Origin of the sequence: Chitinivorax sp. PXF-14, assembly GCF_040812015.1 — a bacterium.
In the GTDB taxonomy this organism is placed as follows: Bacteria; Pseudomonadota; Gammaproteobacteria; order Burkholderiales; family SCOH01; genus JBFNXJ01.
Genome location: NZ_JBFNXJ010000001.1, coordinates 417,664 through 435,245, shown reverse-complemented (window position 1 = coordinate 435,245; position 17,582 = coordinate 417,664). Strand labels below are relative to the sequence as shown.

Annotated in this window: 17 protein-coding genes and 1 tRNA gene; all 18 read right to left on the bottom strand. The window is 54.8% G+C overall.

The window, feature by feature from the left end; translation table 11 throughout:
• Nucleotides 1-101 precede the first annotated feature (101 nt).
• Complete coding sequence (gene rplT / locus ABWL39_RS02065; protein WP_367786687.1) at nt 102-461, bottom strand: 50S ribosomal protein L20; 360 nt, start codon at nt 459-461, stop codon at nt 102-104.
• A 12-nt stretch (nt 462-473) separates the two neighbouring features.
• Nucleotides 474-674 carry a 50S ribosomal protein L35 gene (gene rpmI, locus ABWL39_RS02060; protein ID WP_367786685.1) on the bottom strand — a complete coding sequence of 67 codons (201 nt, stop codon included), beginning with the start codon at nt 672-674 and terminating at the stop codon, nt 474-476.
• A gap of 139 nt (nt 675-813) precedes the next feature.
• Nucleotides 814-1,332, bottom strand: coding sequence for a translation initiation factor IF-3 (infC, locus tag ABWL39_RS02055; protein ID WP_367786918.1), 519 nt, complete (start codon nt 1,330-1,332; stop codon nt 814-816).
• Between the two features lie 26 nt (nt 1,333-1,358).
• Complete coding sequence (thrS, locus tag ABWL39_RS02050) at nt 1,359-3,269, bottom strand: threonine--tRNA ligase (protein WP_367786683.1); 1,911 nt, start codon at nt 3,267-3,269, stop codon at nt 1,359-1,361.
• A 177-nt stretch (nt 3,270-3,446) separates the two neighbouring features.
• Nucleotides 3,447-3,523: transfer RNA gene (locus ABWL39_RS02045), tRNA-Val, on the bottom strand.
• 57 nt (nt 3,524-3,580) lie between these two features.
• Nucleotides 3,581-3,880 carry a DUF2818 family protein gene (locus ABWL39_RS02040; protein ID WP_367786682.1) on the bottom strand — a complete coding sequence of 100 codons (300 nt, stop codon included), beginning with the start codon at nt 3,878-3,880 and terminating at the stop codon, nt 3,581-3,583.
• Nucleotides 3,877-5,340: an NADH-quinone oxidoreductase subunit NuoN gene (gene nuoN, locus ABWL39_RS02035; RefSeq protein ID WP_367786681.1), complete on the bottom strand. Its 1,464-nt coding sequence runs from the start codon at nt 5,338-5,340 to the stop codon at nt 3,877-3,879. Before nuoN ends, ABWL39_RS02040 begins: the two co-directional genes overlap by 4 nt.
• 29 nt (nt 5,341-5,369) lie before the next feature.
• Nucleotides 5,370-6,863: an NADH-quinone oxidoreductase subunit M gene (locus ABWL39_RS02030; protein WP_367786679.1), complete on the bottom strand. Its 1,494-nt coding sequence runs from the start codon at nt 6,861-6,863 to the stop codon at nt 5,370-5,372.
• 42 nt (nt 6,864-6,905) lie between these two features.
• On the bottom strand, nt 6,906-8,936 hold the full coding sequence (nuoL, locus tag ABWL39_RS02025) for an NADH-quinone oxidoreductase subunit L (RefSeq protein ID WP_367786677.1): 2,031 nt from the start codon (nt 8,934-8,936) through the stop codon (nt 6,906-6,908).
• 49 nt (nt 8,937-8,985) lie between these two features.
• Nucleotides 8,986-9,291 (bottom strand): NADH-quinone oxidoreductase subunit NuoK, encoded by a 306-nt coding sequence (nuoK, locus tag ABWL39_RS02020; RefSeq protein WP_367786675.1) that lies wholly within the window; start codon nt 9,289-9,291, stop codon nt 8,986-8,988.
• Nucleotides 9,292-9,322: 31 nt separating this feature from the next.
• Nucleotides 9,323-9,958, bottom strand: coding sequence for an NADH-quinone oxidoreductase subunit J (locus ABWL39_RS02015; RefSeq protein WP_367786674.1), 636 nt, complete (start codon nt 9,956-9,958; stop codon nt 9,323-9,325).
• Nucleotides 9,959-10,009: 51 nt separating this feature from the next.
• On the bottom strand, nt 10,010-10,498 hold the full coding sequence (gene nuoI, locus ABWL39_RS02010; protein WP_367786672.1) for an NADH-quinone oxidoreductase subunit NuoI: 489 nt from the start codon (nt 10,496-10,498) through the stop codon (nt 10,010-10,012).
• Nucleotides 10,499-10,516: 18 nt separating this feature from the next.
• On the bottom strand, nt 10,517-11,563 hold the full coding sequence (gene nuoH, locus ABWL39_RS02005) for an NADH-quinone oxidoreductase subunit NuoH (RefSeq protein WP_367786670.1): 1,047 nt from the start codon (nt 11,561-11,563) through the stop codon (nt 10,517-10,519).
• Between the two features lie 2 nt (nt 11,564-11,565).
• Nucleotides 11,566-13,932 (bottom strand): NADH-quinone oxidoreductase subunit NuoG, encoded by a 2,367-nt coding sequence (gene nuoG, locus ABWL39_RS02000; protein ID WP_367786668.1) that lies wholly within the window; start codon nt 13,930-13,932, stop codon nt 11,566-11,568.
• A gap of 37 nt (nt 13,933-13,969) precedes the next feature.
• Nucleotides 13,970-15,265, bottom strand: a complete 1,296-nt coding sequence (nuoF, locus tag ABWL39_RS01995) for an NADH-quinone oxidoreductase subunit NuoF (RefSeq protein ID WP_367786666.1) — start codon at nt 15,263-15,265, stop codon at nt 13,970-13,972.
• Nucleotides 15,266-15,739, bottom strand: coding sequence for an NADH-quinone oxidoreductase subunit NuoE (gene nuoE / locus ABWL39_RS01990; protein ID WP_367786664.1), 474 nt, complete (start codon nt 15,737-15,739; stop codon nt 15,266-15,268).
• Nucleotides 15,739-16,992 (bottom strand): NADH-quinone oxidoreductase subunit D, encoded by a 1,254-nt coding sequence (locus tag ABWL39_RS01985; RefSeq protein WP_367786662.1) that lies wholly within the window; start codon nt 16,990-16,992, stop codon nt 15,739-15,741. Before ABWL39_RS01985 ends, nuoE begins: the two co-directional genes overlap by 1 nt.
• A complete protein-coding gene (locus tag ABWL39_RS01980; RefSeq protein WP_367786660.1) occupies nt 16,985-17,578 on the bottom strand; it encodes an NADH-quinone oxidoreductase subunit C in 594 nt (197 codons plus the stop codon). Before ABWL39_RS01980 ends, ABWL39_RS01985 begins: the two co-directional genes overlap by 8 nt.
• Between the last annotated feature and the right edge of the window lie 4 nt (nt 17,579-17,582).

Sequence of the window (17,582 nt, the reverse complement as noted above, 5' to 3'; positions counted from 1 at the left end):
GTACATCCGCCCTATTTTTACCACCTGCGCCGACCCCTGCCGACGCGCAAAAATTCGAAAAAAAAGGGAGGCCTTCGCCTCCCTTTCATGATCCAGACAGCTTAAGCAGCGAGGCCAGCTTTAGCTTGCTCGACGATGCGAGCAAAAGCAGGCTTGTCAAACACTGCCAGATCAGCCAGCACCTTACGGTCGATCTCGATCGCAGCCTTCTTCAGACCATTCATGAAGCGGCTGTATGTCAGGCCACACTCACGGGACGCTGCGTTAATACGCGCAATCCACAGCTGACGGAACTGACGCTTGCGTTGACGACGGTCACGATAAGCGTACTGACCCGCCTTCATTACCGCCTGCTTGGCAATACGGTAGACGTTTTTACGACGACCGCGATAGCCCTTGGCCAGTGCGAGAACCTTTTTGTGACGGGCGCGTGCCGTTACACCGCGTTTAACTCGTGGCATATTTCAATCTCCTTAAGCAGCGTAGGGCAACATCGCACGAACATGACCCATGTTCGTGGGATGAACCATTGTCGTACCACGCAGTTGACGCTTGTTCTTCGTGGTCTTCTTGGTCAGGATGTGGCGCTTAAATGCTTTGCTACGCTTAACGCCACCGTTGCCCAGCACCTTGAGGCGCTTCTTGGCGCTGCTCTTGGTTTTCATCTTCGGCATAATGCTCTCCTTGTTGATCGACAAGAGGTGGCTACGACTGCAGCACTTGAAACCCCAGTGTCATCACATTTGTCGCGTTACCTGTGCACGACAAATTCACACTGTCGCGACGCGTCTTTCGTCATCGCAACAAATACGGTTACTTCTTCTTGGGCGCGATCACCATAATCATCTGGCGACCCTCCATCTTCGGGAACTGCTCGACCACGCCAACTTCGGTCAGGTCACCCTCAACGCGCTTCAACAGTGCCACGCCAAACTCCTGGTGCGCCATCTCTCGGCCGCGGAAACGCAGCGTAATCTTCGCCTTGTCCCCTTCCTGCAGGAAGCGGATCAAATTACGCAGCTTGACTTGATAGTCACCCTCATCGGTTCCGGGACGGAATTTGATTTCCTTGACCTGGATTTGCTTCTGCTTGAGCTTGGCTTCGTGCCGCTTCTTGCTTTCCTGGTATTTGAACTTGCCATAGTCCATCAGGCGGCAAACCGGTGGGCTAGCCTGTGGTGCAATTTCAACCAAGTCAACATCAGCCTCTTCCGCCATACTCAGCGCCTGCGCCAAGTTAACGATACCGAGCTGCTCTCCTTCCACCCCTACCAAACGAAGCTCCGACACATTGATCTCGCCGTTGATTCGTGGTTCGCGTTCCTGAGCTATAGCAGTGTCTCCAAGTCTTACAAAAATTAAACCGTGCTACCCGGCAGGTCCTGACGCAAGCGCTCAATCAGCGCGTCAATCGTCATTTGACCCAAGTCTTCACCTTGGCGGGTACGCACGGCAACCAAGCCTGCAGCCTTCTCTTTGTCACCCAAAATCAACTGATATGGGAGCCGCTGCAAACTATGTTCGCGGATTTTATAGGTAATTTTCTCATTTCTCAAGTCCGCAATGGCGCGGAAACCTGCCAACTTCAGTCGCTCAGTCACATCGCGAACATAATCGGCCTGCGACTCAGAGATATTCATCACCACCATTTGCACAGGCGAAAGCCACAATGGCAGGCTACCCGCATAGTTTTCGATGAGGATGCCGATGAACCGCTCCAGCGAGCCTAGGATTGCTCGATGTAACATGACCGGCACATGCTTGCCATTGTCCTCAGCCACGTACTCGGCTCCGAGCCGCTGCGGCAGCACAAAGTCGAGCTGCAGCGTACCGCACTGCCACACCCGCCCGATCGAGTCCTTCAACGAAAACTCGATCTTCGGGCCATAAAATGCCCCCTCCCCTGGCTGCAGGTCATATACCAGGCCCTTAGCCTTCAACGCCTCAGCCAAGGACGCCTCGGCCTTGTCCCACACCTCATCGGAGCCTGCACGTTTCTCCGGTCGAGTGGAAAGCTTGACGAGAATCTCGGCAAAGCCAAAGTCCGCATACACTTTCTGCAGCAGCTCGATGAACGCCATCGATTCCGACTGGATTTGATCTTCCGTACAGAAAATATGCGCATCATCCTGGGTAAAGCCACGCACGCGCATGATGCCATGCAGCGAACCAGAGGGCTCATTGCGGTGACAGGCCCCGAACTCGGCCAGGCGCAGCGGGAGGTCACGATAACTCTTCAACCCCTGATTGAATATCTGAATATGACCAGGGCAGTTCATCGGTTTCACGGCGTAGTCACGCTTCTCCGACTCCGTCGTAAACATGTTCTCCCGGTAGTTTTCCCAATGCCCAGAGCGCTCCCACAAGACACGATCCATGACGAGCGGCGTACGCACCTCCTCATAACCGTGCTCGCGCAGGACGCACCGCATGTACTGCTCGACGGTCTGCCACACGGTCCACCCCTTGGGGTGCCAGAACACCATACCCGGCGCTTCATCCTGCAGGTGGAAGAGATCTTGCTGGCGGCCGATCTTTCGATGATCCCGTTTCTCAGCCTCTTCCAACTGATGCAGGTACGCGTCCAGATCCTCCTTCTTGGACCAGGCAGTCCCGTAGATGCGCTGCAGCATCTCGTTGCGTGAATCGCCGCGCCAGTAGGCGCCGGCCACCTTCATCAACTTGAAGACCTTAAGCTTGCCAGTAGACGGTACATGCGGCCCCCGGCACAGATCGACAAAATCGCCCTCTCTGTACAGCGACACATCCTCTCCAGATGGAATCGAGCCGATGAGCTCCGCTTTATATCGCTCACCGATGCTCTCGAAGAATCGCACCGCTTCGTCACGCCCCCATACCTCACGGGTAACAGGATGATCTCGCTTGGCCAGCTCACTCATGCGCTTTTCGATGGCGCCCAGATCTTCAGGCGTAAATGGGCGCTTATAGGAAAAGTCATAGTAGAAGCCATTCTCGATAACCGGGCCAATGGTCACCTGGGCTTCGGGGAACAGCTCCTTGACGGCATAGGCCAGCAAATGTGCAGTCGAATGGCGAATCACCTCAAGGCCGTCCACGTCGCGGTCGGTAACAATCGCAAGCGCGACATCGCGATCGATGAGACAGGAGGTATCGACCAGCTCGCCATCAACTTTGCCGGCCAAGGCCGCACGGGCCAGGCCAGCGCCAATACTCGCAGCAACCTCAGCCACAGTCACCGGATTGTCGTACGAACGTTGCGAACCATCGGGAAGCGTTATGACAGGCATAGGAGGAGCCTTTCCATCCACAATTGCAGTTAATTGAAATACCGTCTAAAACAGGCAAAAAAAAAGTGCGGTGTAGCCGCACTTTTTTCAAGGACAAACCCGAACGACCAGTCACACCCTAGCAATATAACGCCAAGCTGCAAGTTCGAAACATCGACAGATTTTCCTCTTATTCGTTGGTAGGCGCGATTGGACTCGAACCAACGACCCCCACCATGTCAAGGTGGTGCTCTAACCAGCTGAGCTACGCGCCTAAGGAGCTACGCATTATAGAGAGACTTTTTGTTTGTTGCAATAGCGATTGCAAATCTCTATATGCTTGGCTTCTGCCACAGATATTTCATTACAAATCCAGGCAGAGAAAATATCAGAAATGCAAAGAAAGTGACTGCATAAAATTGCCAATGCTGGTCGTGGGGCGGTCCGAACCGGCCTTCGAGCAATCCAGCCACCACACCACAACAAAAATACAAGAACACCCATTCAGCAAGCCGCCACGCCAGATTCTTTATCATGCCTCCAAGCTTCAGAAAGAAAATCCGATCGCTCAGGAACGGCAAATTGGCGGCAACAATGGCCGCCAATAATAGAGTCAGGGCTGCAAGATTCACGACAAGCGGACGCTTTGCTTGATTGCTTCAAGGCAAACGCTCATCAGGCTGCTCGGCAGAATACCGAAGAACAACACCAACAAACCGTTTATAGTCAATACCAGCTTGGCTCCCAGGACGCCAGACAAGCTCGCTTGGCTCTCACCTTCATCTGCCGACTCGAAGAACATCAGCTTGATCACACGCAGATAATAAAACGCGCCGATTAAGGAGAACATGACTGCAGCAACAGCAAGCCAATACAGCTTGATGTCCACGATCACGGTAATTACCTGCAGCTTGGCCCAGAAGCCGATGGTGCCGGGTATCCCCGCCATGGAGACCATCAACAACAACATCACGAACGCAAACCAGCGACTGCGATCCGCCAACCCCTTGAACGAGTCAAGCGAATCGGCCTCACTGTCTTTATTCGCCAGCAACAGCAACACGCCGAATGCGCCAAGCGTCATGAGCACATAGGCAAGCGCATAAAACATCGATGCAGCGTAGCCATTGACAGCCCCGGACAGGATGCCAAGCAGCAGGAACCCCATATGGGAGATGGTCGAATAGGCCAGCATCCGCTTGATACTGGTTTGAGCGATTGCAGTGATGTTGCCGATAGCCATGGAAGCCACGGCAAGAATCATCAACATGGGCTGCCAATCCTTCAACAACCCACCGAGGCCAATTACCAAAATACGGATGACAAACGCAAAAGCAGCGAGCTTAGGTGCGGAACCAATGAACATTGTGACGGCAGTCGGCGCCCCTTGATACACATCGGGTACCCACATATGGAATGGTACCGCGCCCAACTTGAAGGCTACGCCGGCCACAATGAACACGACACCCAGTGCGAGCAAAGCAGACTTTGCCTCACCGCTGGCAATCTTGGTAGCAACGGTTTGCAAATCCAAAGATCCGGTTGCGCCATAGATCATCGACATGCCATAGAGCAACATGCCGGAGGCCAACGCACCGAGAACGAAATACTTCATTGCCGCTTCGGTCGCAATCGCAGAGTCGCGCTGCAACGCCACCAAAGCGTAGAGCGACAATGACAGCAACTCCAGCCCCAGATACAGCGTCAGCAGGTTATTCGCCGAGAGCATCACCATCATGCCCAGCATGGCGAACAAGCTCAGCGAGAAAAATTCTCCACGAAAAATTGCGCGATCAGCAAGATATTGCCGCGAATACACAAATATTGCGCCCGTCGCCAGATAAGTCCCCAGCTTGAGCACTTCGGCCATCGGATCATCAACAAAGAAATTGTTGAATGCATAGGAGACCGTCGGAGACATCGTGCTCCAAGTCAGGTAGGCACAACCAACGAGCGTCAGTAGTGACAGATAGTAGCTCGCAGCGCTCGGCTCTTCCTTGGTAAAGGCGTCAACGATCAAGATGACCGCTATTGCACACAACAGGAAGGTTTCGGGCAGTGCTGCCAAGAGGTTCATGCTAGCAAAGTTCATTACACGTGTTTCCTCAGTCTGCTCGTCGCTTAAATCTTGCTTCTGGCGACGTGCGCAATCAGATCATTCACCGACGCGTGCATCTTCGAGATGAACATCTCGGGGTAAAGCCCCATCCCCAGAACGGTCACCGCCAGCACAGCAAGCAAGAGGAACTCGCGCCCGTTGATATCTGTCAGCTCAGCAACATGCTCGTTGGCAACGTCGCCGAAGATGACCCGCTTATACATCCAAAGCGTATAGGCTGCACCAAAAATCAGTGTAGTGGCGGCAAGGAAGGCGTACCAGAAGTTGGCTTTTACTGCCCCCATGATGACCAGGAATTCGCCCACAAAACCGGAGGTTGCCGGCAAGCCAGCATTCGCCATGCCGAACAGCATCATGAAGGCGGCAAATTTAGGCATCGTATTGACCACACCACCGTAGTCCGCAATCTGTCGCGAATGCATACGGTCGTACATCACGCCGATACATGCAAACATGGCTGCCGAAACAAAGCCATGGGACAGCATCTGGATCAGCGCGCCTTCAACCCCCTCGTTGGTCAACATGTCGCCGGAGAACATGAACAGGCCCAACGTAACAAAACCCATGTGGGCGATGGACGAATAGGCCACCAATTTCTTCATGTCAGCTTGAACAAGGGCAACCAAGCCGATGTACACCACCGCGACCAGCGACAGGAAAATCATCACGCCGGAAAGGGCGTGGCTCGCGTCGGGAGCAATCGGCAAGCTGAAACGCAGGAAACCATAAGCACCCAGCTTGAGGGTGATTGCCGCCAGCACCATGGAACCGCCCGTTGGCGCCTCCACGTGGGCGTCTGGCAACCACGTGTGCACGGGCCACATCGGCACCTTGACGGCAAAGGACAGGAAGAAAGCCACAAACAACCACTTCTGGACATCGAGAGGCAGATGCAGATTGTGGTAGTCCAGGATGGAGAAGCTGTTACCCGCCTGAATGTACAGGTAGATGAAGGCAACCAGCATCAGCAGCGAACCCATCAGGGTATACAGGAAGAACTTGACCGCTGCATAGACCCGGTTCGGTCCACCCCACACGCCGATGATCAGGTACATCGGGATCAGCATGGCTTCAAAGAACGCGTAGAACAGAATGGCATCCAATGAAGCGAAAGAACCATTGATCAGACCAGACATGATCAGGAACGCAGCAAAGTACTGCGCTACCCGCCGTTCGATCACTTCCCAGCCAGCAATCACCACGAGCAAGGTCGTGAAGCTGTTCAACACCACGAACAGCATCGAAATGCCGTCTACGCCGAGATGATAGTTGATGTTGAAACGGCTGATCCACGGAGCCATCTCCTCGAACTGCATACCACCATGCAAGGACTGGAACTCGGTATATAGCGGCAAAGACAGCAGGAAACCGGCCGCTGCGCCTATCAGGGCTATCCAGCGAGCCAATCCCGCGTTGCGATCCCCGCCAGTGGCCAGGACTAGCACACCAGCGATGATTGGCGTCCAGATGACCAGACTCAGCAAATGTTCACTCATGACTAACCTATCTAAATCTCAGCGTTTTCGTTATTCGATTTCTTAGCCAACCAAAGCCTTGCCAAAGAAAAGCAGCAGGACAAGTGCGCCAATGATCATTGCGAAAGCATAGTGGTAGATGTAACCAGACTGCAGCTGCCGCACGACACGGGAGAGCCAGCCAACCAGCTTGGCCGAACCATTAACCATCAATCCGTCAATGATGGCGACGTCACCAACTTTCCACAGGCCCATCCCGAGCAGACGGCTTCCCTTGGCAAACAGATTGAAGTACAGATCGTCCATGAAATACTTGCGCTCAAGGAGCGTGTAAACAAGCGAGAACCGGTCCTTGATCGCGGCCGGAATATCGGGACGACGCAGATAGAAGAACCAAGACACCACGACGCCGCCCAGAGCGAGCCAGAATGGCAACGACGTCAAGGCATGGACCCCCATCGCAGCCGCACCATGGAACTCCTCCTTGAGCTCAGCCATGACGTGGTGATTTTCGCCAACGAAGATGACATTCTTGAAGAAATCGCCATACAGCATCGGCTCGATTGCGATGTAGCCGATCACCAGCGAAGGAATAGCCAGCAGCACCAGCGGCAACGTGACAACCCATGGCGTCTCGTGCGGCTTTTCACCCGGAGCCAGACCATGATGATGATCATCGGACGGCTCTTCGTCGTCATGATCCGCGTGATGGTCGTGTGCTTTACCAAAACGCTCGTCGCCATGGAACACCAGGAAGTACATGCGGAACGAGTAGAACGCGGTCACAAATACACCGGCAACAACGGCAAAGTAGGCAAAGCCACTACCCGGGATATGCGATGCCTTGACGGCCTCGATAATCGAATCTTTCGAATAGAAGCCCGATAGGAATGGCGTACCGATCAGGGCAAGAGAGCCAACCAGGGAGGTGATCCAGGTGATTGGCATGTACTTGCGCAATCCACCCATGTTGCGAATATCCTGATCATGGTGCATGCCAATGATCACCGAGCCTGCTGCAAGGAACAGCAGCGCCTTGAAGAACGCGTGCGTCATCAGGTGGAACACAGCGACGGAGTACGCCGACACCCCCAACGCAACAGTCATGTAGCCCAGCTGCGATAGCGTCGAATAAGCCACGACACGCTTGATGTCGTTTTGAATGACGCCGAGGAACCCCATGAACAGAGCGGTGATCGCACCGATCACGGTGATGAAGGACAACGCGGCATCCGACAGCTCATAGATCGGAGACATGCGCGCCACCATGAAAATACCTGCAGTCACCATGGTTGCGGCATGGATCAAGGCGGAAATCGGTGTTGGGCCTTCCATCGAATCGGGCAGCCAGACATGCAGTGGAAACTGTGCCGACTTACCCATTGCGCCAACGAACAGCAGAATGCCGGTCACCGCCAGCAGCGGCCATTGCATATCGCCGATCAGATTAATGGTCTGGTCCTTCAACGCAGGCACGGCCTGGAACACCGTGTGGTAATCCATGGAACCCGTATGCGCAAACACCAAGCCGATACCCAGTACAAAACCGAAGTCGCCCACCCGGTTGACCAGAAACGCCTTCAGGTTGGCAAAAATCGCCGTCGGACGCTTGAACCAGAAGCCGATCAAGAGGTAGGAAACAAGACCAACGGCCTCCCAGCCAAAGAACAGCTGCACGAAGTTGTTGGACATCACCAACATCAGCATCGAGAAGGTAAATAGGGAGATGTAGCTGAAGAAACGCTGGTAGCCAGGATCGTCATGCATGTAGCCGATCGTGTAGATGTGCACCATCAGCGAAACGAAGGTAACTACGCACATCATCATGGCAGTCAAGTTGTCCACCTGAAAACCAATGGACAGATCGATACCATTGATCGTCAGCCAGGTGTAGACATTTCCGTAGTAGGCCTGCCCACCGCTCAACAGGTAATTGAGCGTATAGGCCGAGCCGACAAAGGCAAGCGCAACACCCAGGATGGTTACACAGTGTGCCCCCGTGCGGCCGATTACACGACCGAACAGGCCGGCCAGGATCGCGCCTAGCAGCGGTGCCAGCGGAATCATAAGGTAGAGCGTTTGCATGTCTGTCATGGTGATGCGTTTTCTTATTAAACCTGTAAAGTCGACTTGGGGAACGCGATCAGCCCTTCAGGCTGTCGAGCTCTTCCACATTGATAGTGTTCAGGTTTCTGAACAGTACGACCAAAATGGCCAACCCGATTGCGGATTCCGCCGCAGCCACAGTCAGGATAAAGAACACGAAAATCTGACCTGCTGCGTCATTCATGAATTGCGAGAAGGCGATAAAGTTCATGTTCACCGCGAGCAGCATCAATTCAATCGCCATGAGCAGAACAATGATGTTCTTACGATTGAGAAAAATACCCAGGATGCTGATGGCGAACAATATGGCGCCCAGAACGAGATAGTGCGTCAGCGAGAGCACGAAGATCCCCTTTTATTATCCAGAATGGCGCTTACTTGGCCGATTGTTCTGCGACGTCGGTCGGTTGCGGTTTTTCCGCCGCCATTTTGACGACACGTACGCGATCCGCGCGCTTCACCTTAGCCTGCTGGCCAGGGTCCTGATACTTGGTGTCCTTGCGGCCACGCATGGTAAGTGCAATTGCTGCAACGATCGCCACAAGCAACACGATCGCGGCAATCTCGAACGGATAGACAAACTGCGTATACAGCACCTTGCCGAGCTCCTTGGTATTGCTATAGCCGGCGGGATGTTCCGGCAGCTGCGAGACACCTGCGACACCACTATTCTTTCCGGTAAACACCAACGCCATTTCGACAACCATAAGCAAGGCGACCGCCGAAGCTAGGGGTAGGCTCTTCCAAAAACCTGTGCGCAATTTCTCGAAATTGATGTCGAGCATCATGCATACGAACAGGAACAACACCATCACTGCACCGACATAGACAAGCACCAGCGAAATGCCGAGGAATTCCGCCTGAATCAACAACCAGAGCCCGGCGCCGCTAAAAAAGGCCAGTACCAAATAAAGTGCGGCGTGCACAGGATTCTTTGCAGTAATAACCCGAGCGGCCGATCCTAGAAGAATGGCAGCCAATACGTAGAAGACTAGCGTCTGAAAAGTCATGACCAGACCTTGTTGTTATGCATGGGTATCAACCGAATTTCGGTCGGGCATTTATCGATATTGCGCGTCGACTTCACGCGCCTTTGCAATCTCAGCTTCATATTTGTCGCCAACGGCAAGCAGCATAGGTTTGGTGTACAGCAAATCTCCCCGCTTCTCGCCGTGGTATTCAAAAATATGCGTCTCGACAATCGAATCAACCGGACAGGACTCCTCACAAAATCCACAGAAAATACATTTTGTCAGGTCAATATCGTAACGGGTCGTGCGACGCGTACCGTCATCCCGTTGCTCGGATTCAATCGTGATCGCCATCGCTGGGCAAACAGCCTCGCACAACTTGCACGCAATACAGCGCTCTTCGCCATTTGGATAGCGACGCAAGGCATGAAGTCCACGGAAGCGCGGCGACATCGGCGTCTTTTCGTCCGGGAACTGGACGGTAATCTTGCGCTGGAACATATGGCGGCCAGTCAGGGCCATCCCTTTTACCAGTTCCAGCAAGAAAAATGTCTTAAAGAAATTCTGCAACTTGTTCATTTACTCGACCTCTGCCTCTTACCACAGCGAGTATGGAGACATCATCCACACGCCCAGCACCGCAACCCACACCATCGTTACGGGCAAGAAAATCTTCCAACCCAAGCGCATGATCTGGTCATAACGGTAGCGCGGGAATGTTGCACGGAACCACAGGAAGCAGAACAGAATGAATGCCACCTTGGCCGCGAGCCAAATGAAACTTGGCGCGCCAATGAGCCCCCACGAGGCCGGGAACGGAGACAACCACCCCCCCATGAACATGATCGAAGTCAGCGCCGAGATCAGGATCATGTTTGCATATTCAGCCAGGAAGAATATGGCAAACACCATCCCCGAATATTCGACGTGGAAGCCGGCCACGATTTCGGACTCACCCTCAGCCACGTCAAAAGGCGCCCGGTTGGTCTCCGCAACCCCGGAGATCAGGTAGACGAGGAACATCGGGAACAGCGGGATCCAGTTCCAGCTCAGCGCACTACCACCGAACAGACCCTTGCCCTGAACGTTGACGATCTCGACAAAATTCAGGCTTGACGACACCATCAACACACCGACCAATGCAAAGCCCATCGCCACTTCATACGACACCATCTGTGCTGCCGACCGCATGGCGCCAAGGAATGCGTATTTTGAATTGGAAGCCCAACCAGCAAGGATGATGCCGTATACGCCAATCGACGACACCGCCATGATGTACAGCACGCCAGCATCGATATTGGACAGCACCATCTCTGGTGTGAACGGTATGACCGCCCAAGCAACCATCGCAGGTGCAATCGACAGCACCGGAGCCAATACGAACAAGCTCTTGTTGGCGCTCGTTGGCAGAACAATTTCCTTGAGCATCAACTTGAGGGCGTCGGCGATCGGCTGCAGCAGACCAAGCGGCCCTACACGGTTGGGGCCGATACGGATCTGCATGTAACCAATCACTTTGCGCTCGGCAAGCGTCAGATAAGCCACACAGCCGAACATCGGCAATACGATTGCCACAATCTTCAGTAGCGTCCAGACGGTTTGGCCTGCAGGTGCCCCAAGCAAATTTTGGAGAAATTCCAACATGATCAGGCACGCTCCACTTCAATCGTTCCGAACATTTCGCCGAGGCCTGCGGTCAAGGGATGGGCTGCCGGCACCAGCACGGTTCCTTCTGCCTGTGCCGCATCAACTTTCAGTGCCAACTCGGCAGTTACGCCGCCCTGCTTGACCTTGACTCGATCCCCCTGCTTCAGGCCAAGTCGCTCGGCATCATTAGAGGACAAGGACGCCACAGGCGTTGCCGCATCTTTGGTGAGTTGCAGGGACGGAGCACGGCGCACCAATGCATCGGCCTGATAAATCGGCACTTCACCAACGCGCTGCAACCCTGTTACAGGCTGAGCACCCGCCACCTCGAACTGAACGCCATTTCCAAGTAATTCGCGCAGCGCTGGTTCACCAATCGACAACAGTTGATCTCTGATTTCTTCCGAGGAATTGAACTCGAAGCCAGGAACATCGAGCAGATTACCCAGGACGCGCAGGACCTTCCATGCCGGACGAGTGTCTCCTAGCGGTTTGACCACACCGTTGAAGCTTTGAGCCACACCCTCGGTGTTGACGAAGGTCCCGGAAGTTTCGCTGAACGGAGCAATCGGCAACAACACGTCAGCATAGTCCAGGGCTTGATGCTTGAATGCGCTGAACACGACAACCATATCGGCCTGCTTCACCGTCGCCAGGGCCTGTTGCGAATTGTTGCTGTCCAGTTCGACTTCGGTGTTGAGCAACAGATATGCCTTCAACGGACTAGCCAGCATCTGCCCTGCGTTTTTACCGACGACACCAGCACGACGCAATTCCGCGTGCAGCGGGTGAGCGCCCGCCAGCGAGGCACCGACAGTATTGGCCGCCTCAGCAAATTCGCCGCATTGCGCACCGGTAACGCTTGCAATGGCGTTGGCAAGCATGCGAATGGTGTAATACTGGGGATGATGTTGAGCCAGTTGTCCCAGCAGGATCGCAGCATCCTCACCCTTGACCAGACTATCGGCGATACGAGCCGCACACTCAGACACCGACACAGACGCCACCAGGGCACTGAGCTCCGCAGGCAACGTTTGCTGCTGTTGCGACGACGCAGCCTTAAGCACTTCTGCCAAGACGGCGACAAACTCGGATGGCGCGACAACGAATTGCTCATGCGTCTTGCACAGGAGGTCATACCCAACCGGGTTGATGACCGACAGCTGGCCACCTTTTTTCACCGTATGACGCAGCCGTGCAGCGATGAGCGGTTGTTCCTTGCGAACATTGGAGCCGACGAGCAACACGCTATTTTTGGTGCTCAAACTCGCAATCGACTGGCCCAGCCACGCGATGCCGCTTTCCTTGCCATCTGCACTGAAGTCTGCCTGGCGAGTACGGGTATCGATATTGCCGCTGCCAAGTGCACGGACCAGGCGCTGCAACAGGTAGAGTTCCTCGAGCGTGCTGTGCTGGGTAGCCAGCGCGCCGATCGCCTCAGCGCCATGGCGCAGCTTGATATCCTTGAGGCCGTGGACAACGTAATCAAGCGCAGTCTGCCAGTCCACCTCCTGCCACACCCCACCATGCTTGAGCATAGGCTTGGTCAAACGCTGCTCGGAGTTGAGCGCCTCGTAAGAGAAGCGATCACGGTCAGCCAACCAGCATTCGTTGATGGATTCGTTTTCACGGGGCAGCACGCGCATCACCTGCCCCTGCTTGACCTGAACAACCAGGTTTGCGCCCAGGCCATCATGCGGGCTGACCGACTTGCGACGCGACAGCTCCCAAGTCCGCGCACTATAGCGGAACGGCTTGGAGGTCAACGCGCCAACCGGACATAGATCAATGACGTTGCCGGAAATTTCGGAATCGACGGTCTTATTGATGAACGGCAGGATCTCGGAATGCTCGCCGCGATTGGCCATCCCGATCTCCTGGAATCCGCCGATCTCTTCAGTGAAGCGAACACAACGCGTGCAATGTATGCAACGCGTCATGTCGGTCGAAATCAGCGGCCCCATGTTCTTGTTGACGACCACGCGCTTCTCCTCCTGATAACGCGAAGCACTGTTGCCGTAACCCACAGCCAAGTCCTGCAACTGGCATTCGCCCCCCTGGTCACAGATTGGGCAATCCAGCGGGTGATTGATCAGCAGGAACTCCATCACACCCTTCTGCGCCTTGCTTGCCAGCGTGGAATGGGTATGTACCTTCATTCCATCCGTGACCGGCGTCGCACAGGCCGGCAACGGCTTCGGTGCCTTTTCAACCTCAACCAGGCACATGCGGCAGTTGGCTGCGATGGACAGTTTCTTGTGATAGCAGAAGTGCGGAATGTAAGTACCAATCGAGTTGGCCGCTTCCATGACGGTCGAGCCGTCTGGCACTGTGAGTTTGTTACCGTCGATTTCGATTTCGAGCATAGCGATCAGCTACCTGTTGCACGATCCGGTTACCGGATCAACACCATTTGTGGTCAACCAGACACTTCTTGTGTTCGATGTGATACTCGAACTCCGAGCGGAAGTGCTTGGTGAAACTACGTACCGGGAATACGGCTGCATCTGCCAACGCACAGATTGTGCGCCCCGCCATGTTATTGCCGACCGAATCCAGCAAATCCAGGTCGTCCGGATGTCCGAGGCCGTTTTCAATCCGGTGTACGACGCGATACAGCCAGCCAGTCCCCTCACGACACGGGGTACATTGGCCACAGGACTCTTCGTAATAGAAGTAGGCTAAACGCTCAAGCGCCTTGACCATGCACACGTCTTCATTCATCACGATGACAGCCCCGGAGCCAAGCATCGACCCGGCTTTTGAGATGCTGTCATAGTCCATTGTCAGGTCCATCATGACCTGACCCGGCAGGACCGGCGCCGACGAACCACCGGGAATGACGGCCTTGAGCTTCTTGCCGCCCCGCATGCCGCCAGCCATCTCCAACAACTGGGCAAAAGGCATGCCCAAGGGAATTTCGTAGTTACCGGGCCGAGTCACATGACCGGACACCGAGAACAGCTTGGTTCCGCCGTTGTTTGGCTTGCCCAGCTCGAGAAACCTCTGAGCACCGTCCTTGATAATGAACGGTACCGAAGCAAACGATTCAGTGTTATTGATCGTGGTCGGCTTACCGTAGAGGCCGAAGCTCGCGGGGAACGGCGGCTTGAAGCGCGGTTGCCCCTTCTTCCCCTCCAACGACTCGAGCAATGCGGTTTCTTCACCACAGATATATGCGCCGTAGCCATGGTGGGCAAACAGGTCGAACGAGAATCCGGAGCCGAGAATATTATCGCCCAGCAAGCCCGCCTGACGGGCTTCATCGAGCGCAGCCTCGAACAGTTCGTAGACTTCGAAAATTTCACCGTGAATGTAGTTGTAGCCCCGCTTCGCCCCCATGGCATAGCCTGCGATGATCATTCCTTCGATCAGGGAGTGCGGGTTATAACGCATGATGTCGCGGTCCTTGAATGTCCCGGGCTCACCTTCGTCACTATTACAAACAACATACTTATCGCCGGGGAACTGGCGCGGCATGAAGCTCCACTTCAATCCCGTCGGAAAGCCAGCACCACCGCGGCCGCGCAAGGAAGAGCTCTTGACCTCCGCAATCACGTCATCCTGAGTCACTTTCGACTCCAGAATACGTGTCAACGCTTGATAGCCACCGCGCGCGCGATAGGCATCCAGCGTCCAGCAGTTTGGATCGCGAGTATCGACACCCTCAAAGATCACACCACTTTCAAAGACTGCCATTTACTTCAACTCCGCCAGCTTTTGATCAATGGCTTCATGGGTCATGAAGCTGCACATCTGGTGATTGTTGAGCAGCATCACCGGAGCATCCCCACAGGCCCCCATGCACTCGCCTTCTACCAGCGTGAACTTGCCGTCGCCTGTTGTTTCACCGTAGGCGATGCCCAGCTTCTGCTTGAGGTACTCACCGGCGTCAACGCCACCGGACAAGGCACAGGGCAAATTGGTACAGACCGTCAACTTGTGCCGACCGACGGGTTTCAGATCGTACATATTGTAGAAGGTCGCCACCTCATAGGCCGCGACAGGCGCGATACCGATGTAGTTGGCAACGAACTCGATGGTCTCGGTTGCAAGCCAGCCCTTTTCGGCCTGAGCGATGCGCAATGCCCCCATCACAGCGGATCGAGCCTGATCTGCCGGATACTTGGCGACTTCCCGGTCAATTTTTGCGAGGGATTCAGCGGACAGCATTAGCGGTCAATCTCCCCAAATACGATATCCTGCGTCCCAATGATTGCCACTGCATCCGCAATCATGTGGCCACGCGCCATTTCATCCAGCGCAGCAAGGTGCGAATAGCCGGGAGCCCGAATTTTCAAGCGATACGGCTTATTTGCCCCATCCGACACCAGGTAAATGCCGAACTCACCCTTGGGATGTTCCACCGCCGCGTAAGCCTCACCTACGGGCACATGCATGCCCTCGGTAAACAGTTTGAAGTGGTGAATCAGCTCTTCCATGTTCGTCTTCATATCGAGGCGGGAAGGTGGCGCCACCTTGTGGTTATCCGTGATGACGGGGCCCGGGTTCTTGCGCAGCCAATCAACACACTGCTTGATGATGCGATTGGACTGGCGCATCTCTTCCATGCGCACCAGATAACGGTCGTAACAATCACCCTCGACGCCGACAGGAATATCAAAATCAAGATCGGCGTACACCTCGTACGGCTGCTTCTTGCGCAAATCCCACGCGATGCCGGAACCACGCAGCATGGCGCCGGTGAAGCCAAGCGCCAATGCGCGCTCCGGCGACACAACACCAATCCCGACAGTACGTTGCTTCCAGATACGGTTGTCGGTCAGCAGCGTCTCGTACTCGTCCACGCACGTCGGAAAACGGGCCACGAAATCATCAATGAAGTCGAGCAGCGAACCCTGACGATTTTCGTTCAGCTTGGCAAGTTGTGCCGCATTCTTGAGCTTGGAAAAGGTGTACTGCGGCATCGAGTCAGGCAGATCGCGATAGACCCCGCCCGGACGATAATACGCTGCGTGCATGCGTGCACCCGACACTGCCTCGTAGCAGTCCATCAGGTCTTCACGCTCACGGAACGCATAGAGGAACATCGTCATCGCGCCGATATCGAGCGCGTGAGCTCCGATCCACAACAGATGATTCAGAATCCGGGTAATCTCATCGAACATCACCCGGATGTACTGAGCACGGACCGGAACATCGAGTTGCAGCAATTTCTCGATCGCCATGACGTACGCGTGCTCGTTGGACATCATCGACACGTAGTCGAGGCGATCCATGTAAGGAACAGACTGAAGGAAGGTCTTGTTCTCAGCGAGCTTCTCGGTCCCGCGATGCAGCAGCCCGATATGTGGATCGGCGCGCTCAATCACTTCGCCATCGAGCTCGAGCACCAAGCGCAACACACCGTGCGCAGCGGGGTGCTGCGGGCCGAAGTTGAGGGTGTAATTACGGATTTCAGCCACCGTAGCTCTCCTCGCGGATGATGCGCGGAACGATTTCGCGCGGTTCGATGGTGACGGGTTGATAGATCACACGCTGCTGTTCCGGGTCGTAACGCATTTCGACGTAACCGGACAACGGGAAGTCCTTGCGGAATGGGTGACCGACAAAACCATAGTCAGTGAGGATACGACGAAGATCCGGGTGGCCACGGAAGACGATACCGTAAAGGTCGAATGCCTCACGCTCGAACCAGTTAACCGCTGGCCACGTCATGACCATGGAATCGAGCACCGGCATTTCATCATCATCGGCAAACACGCGGACGCGAAGACGCCAATTATTCTTGACGGACAACAGGTGGTAAACGGCGGCAAAGCGTGCGCCATCCCATGCACCGTCGCCATAGGCACTATAATCGACGCCACAGACATCGATACACTGCTCGAAGGCCAATTCAGACGAATCACGCAACACAGTGGACACTACCAGCCAGTCAGCCGACTTGATCACGATAGTCAACTCGCCAAGGCGCGAAACCCGGGAAACCAGCTTTCCTGCCAACGCGCCATCAAGGGCCGCGCTCAATTTTTCCAACTTCTGCCCCATATTC

What these genes read in the sequence shown, in the direction of transcription:
- nuoI (WP_367786672.1), bottom strand. Translation starts at nt 10,498, where the DNA reads ATGAACAAGTTGCAGAATTTCTTTAAGACATTTTTCTTGCTGGAACTG.
- ABWL39_RS02030 (WP_367786679.1), bottom strand. Translation starts at nt 6,863, where the DNA reads ATGAGTGAACATTTGCTGAGTCTGGTCATCTGGACGCCAATCATCGCT.
- nuoL (WP_367786677.1), bottom strand. Translation starts at nt 8,936, where the DNA reads ATGACAGACATGCAAACGCTCTACCTTATGATTCCGCTGGCACCGCTG.
- ABWL39_RS02015 (WP_367786674.1), bottom strand. Translation starts at nt 9,958, where the DNA reads ATGACTTTTCAGACGCTAGTCTTCTACGTATTGGCTGCCATTCTTCTA.
- nuoN (WP_367786681.1), bottom strand. Translation starts at nt 5,340, where the DNA reads ATGAACTTTGCTAGCATGAACCTCTTGGCAGCACTGCCCGAAACCTTC.
- thrS (WP_367786683.1), bottom strand. Translation starts at nt 3,269, where the DNA reads ATGCCTGTCATAACGCTTCCCGATGGTTCGCAACGTTCGTACGACAAT.
- nuoH (WP_367786670.1), bottom strand. Translation starts at nt 11,563, where the DNA reads ATGTTGGAATTTCTCCAAAATTTGCTTGGGGCACCTGCAGGCCAAACC.
- rplT (WP_367786687.1), bottom strand. Translation starts at nt 461, where the DNA reads ATGCCACGAGTTAAACGCGGTGTAACGGCACGCGCCCGTCACAAAAAG.
- rpmI (WP_367786685.1), bottom strand. Translation starts at nt 674, where the DNA reads ATGCCGAAGATGAAAACCAAGAGCAGCGCCAAGAAGCGCCTCAAGGTG.
- nuoG (WP_367786668.1), bottom strand. Translation starts at nt 13,932, where the DNA reads ATGCTCGAAATCGAAATCGACGGTAACAAACTCACAGTGCCAGACGGC.
- nuoF (WP_367786666.1), bottom strand. Translation starts at nt 15,265, where the DNA reads ATGGCAGTCTTTGAAAGTGGTGTGATCTTTGAGGGTGTCGATACTCGC.
- ABWL39_RS01980 (WP_367786660.1), bottom strand. Translation starts at nt 17,578, where the DNA reads ATGGGGCAGAAGTTGGAAAAATTGAGCGCGGCCCTTGATGGCGCGTTG.
- nuoE (WP_367786664.1), bottom strand. Translation starts at nt 15,739, where the DNA reads ATGCTGTCCGCTGAATCCCTCGCAAAAATTGACCGGGAAGTCGCCAAG.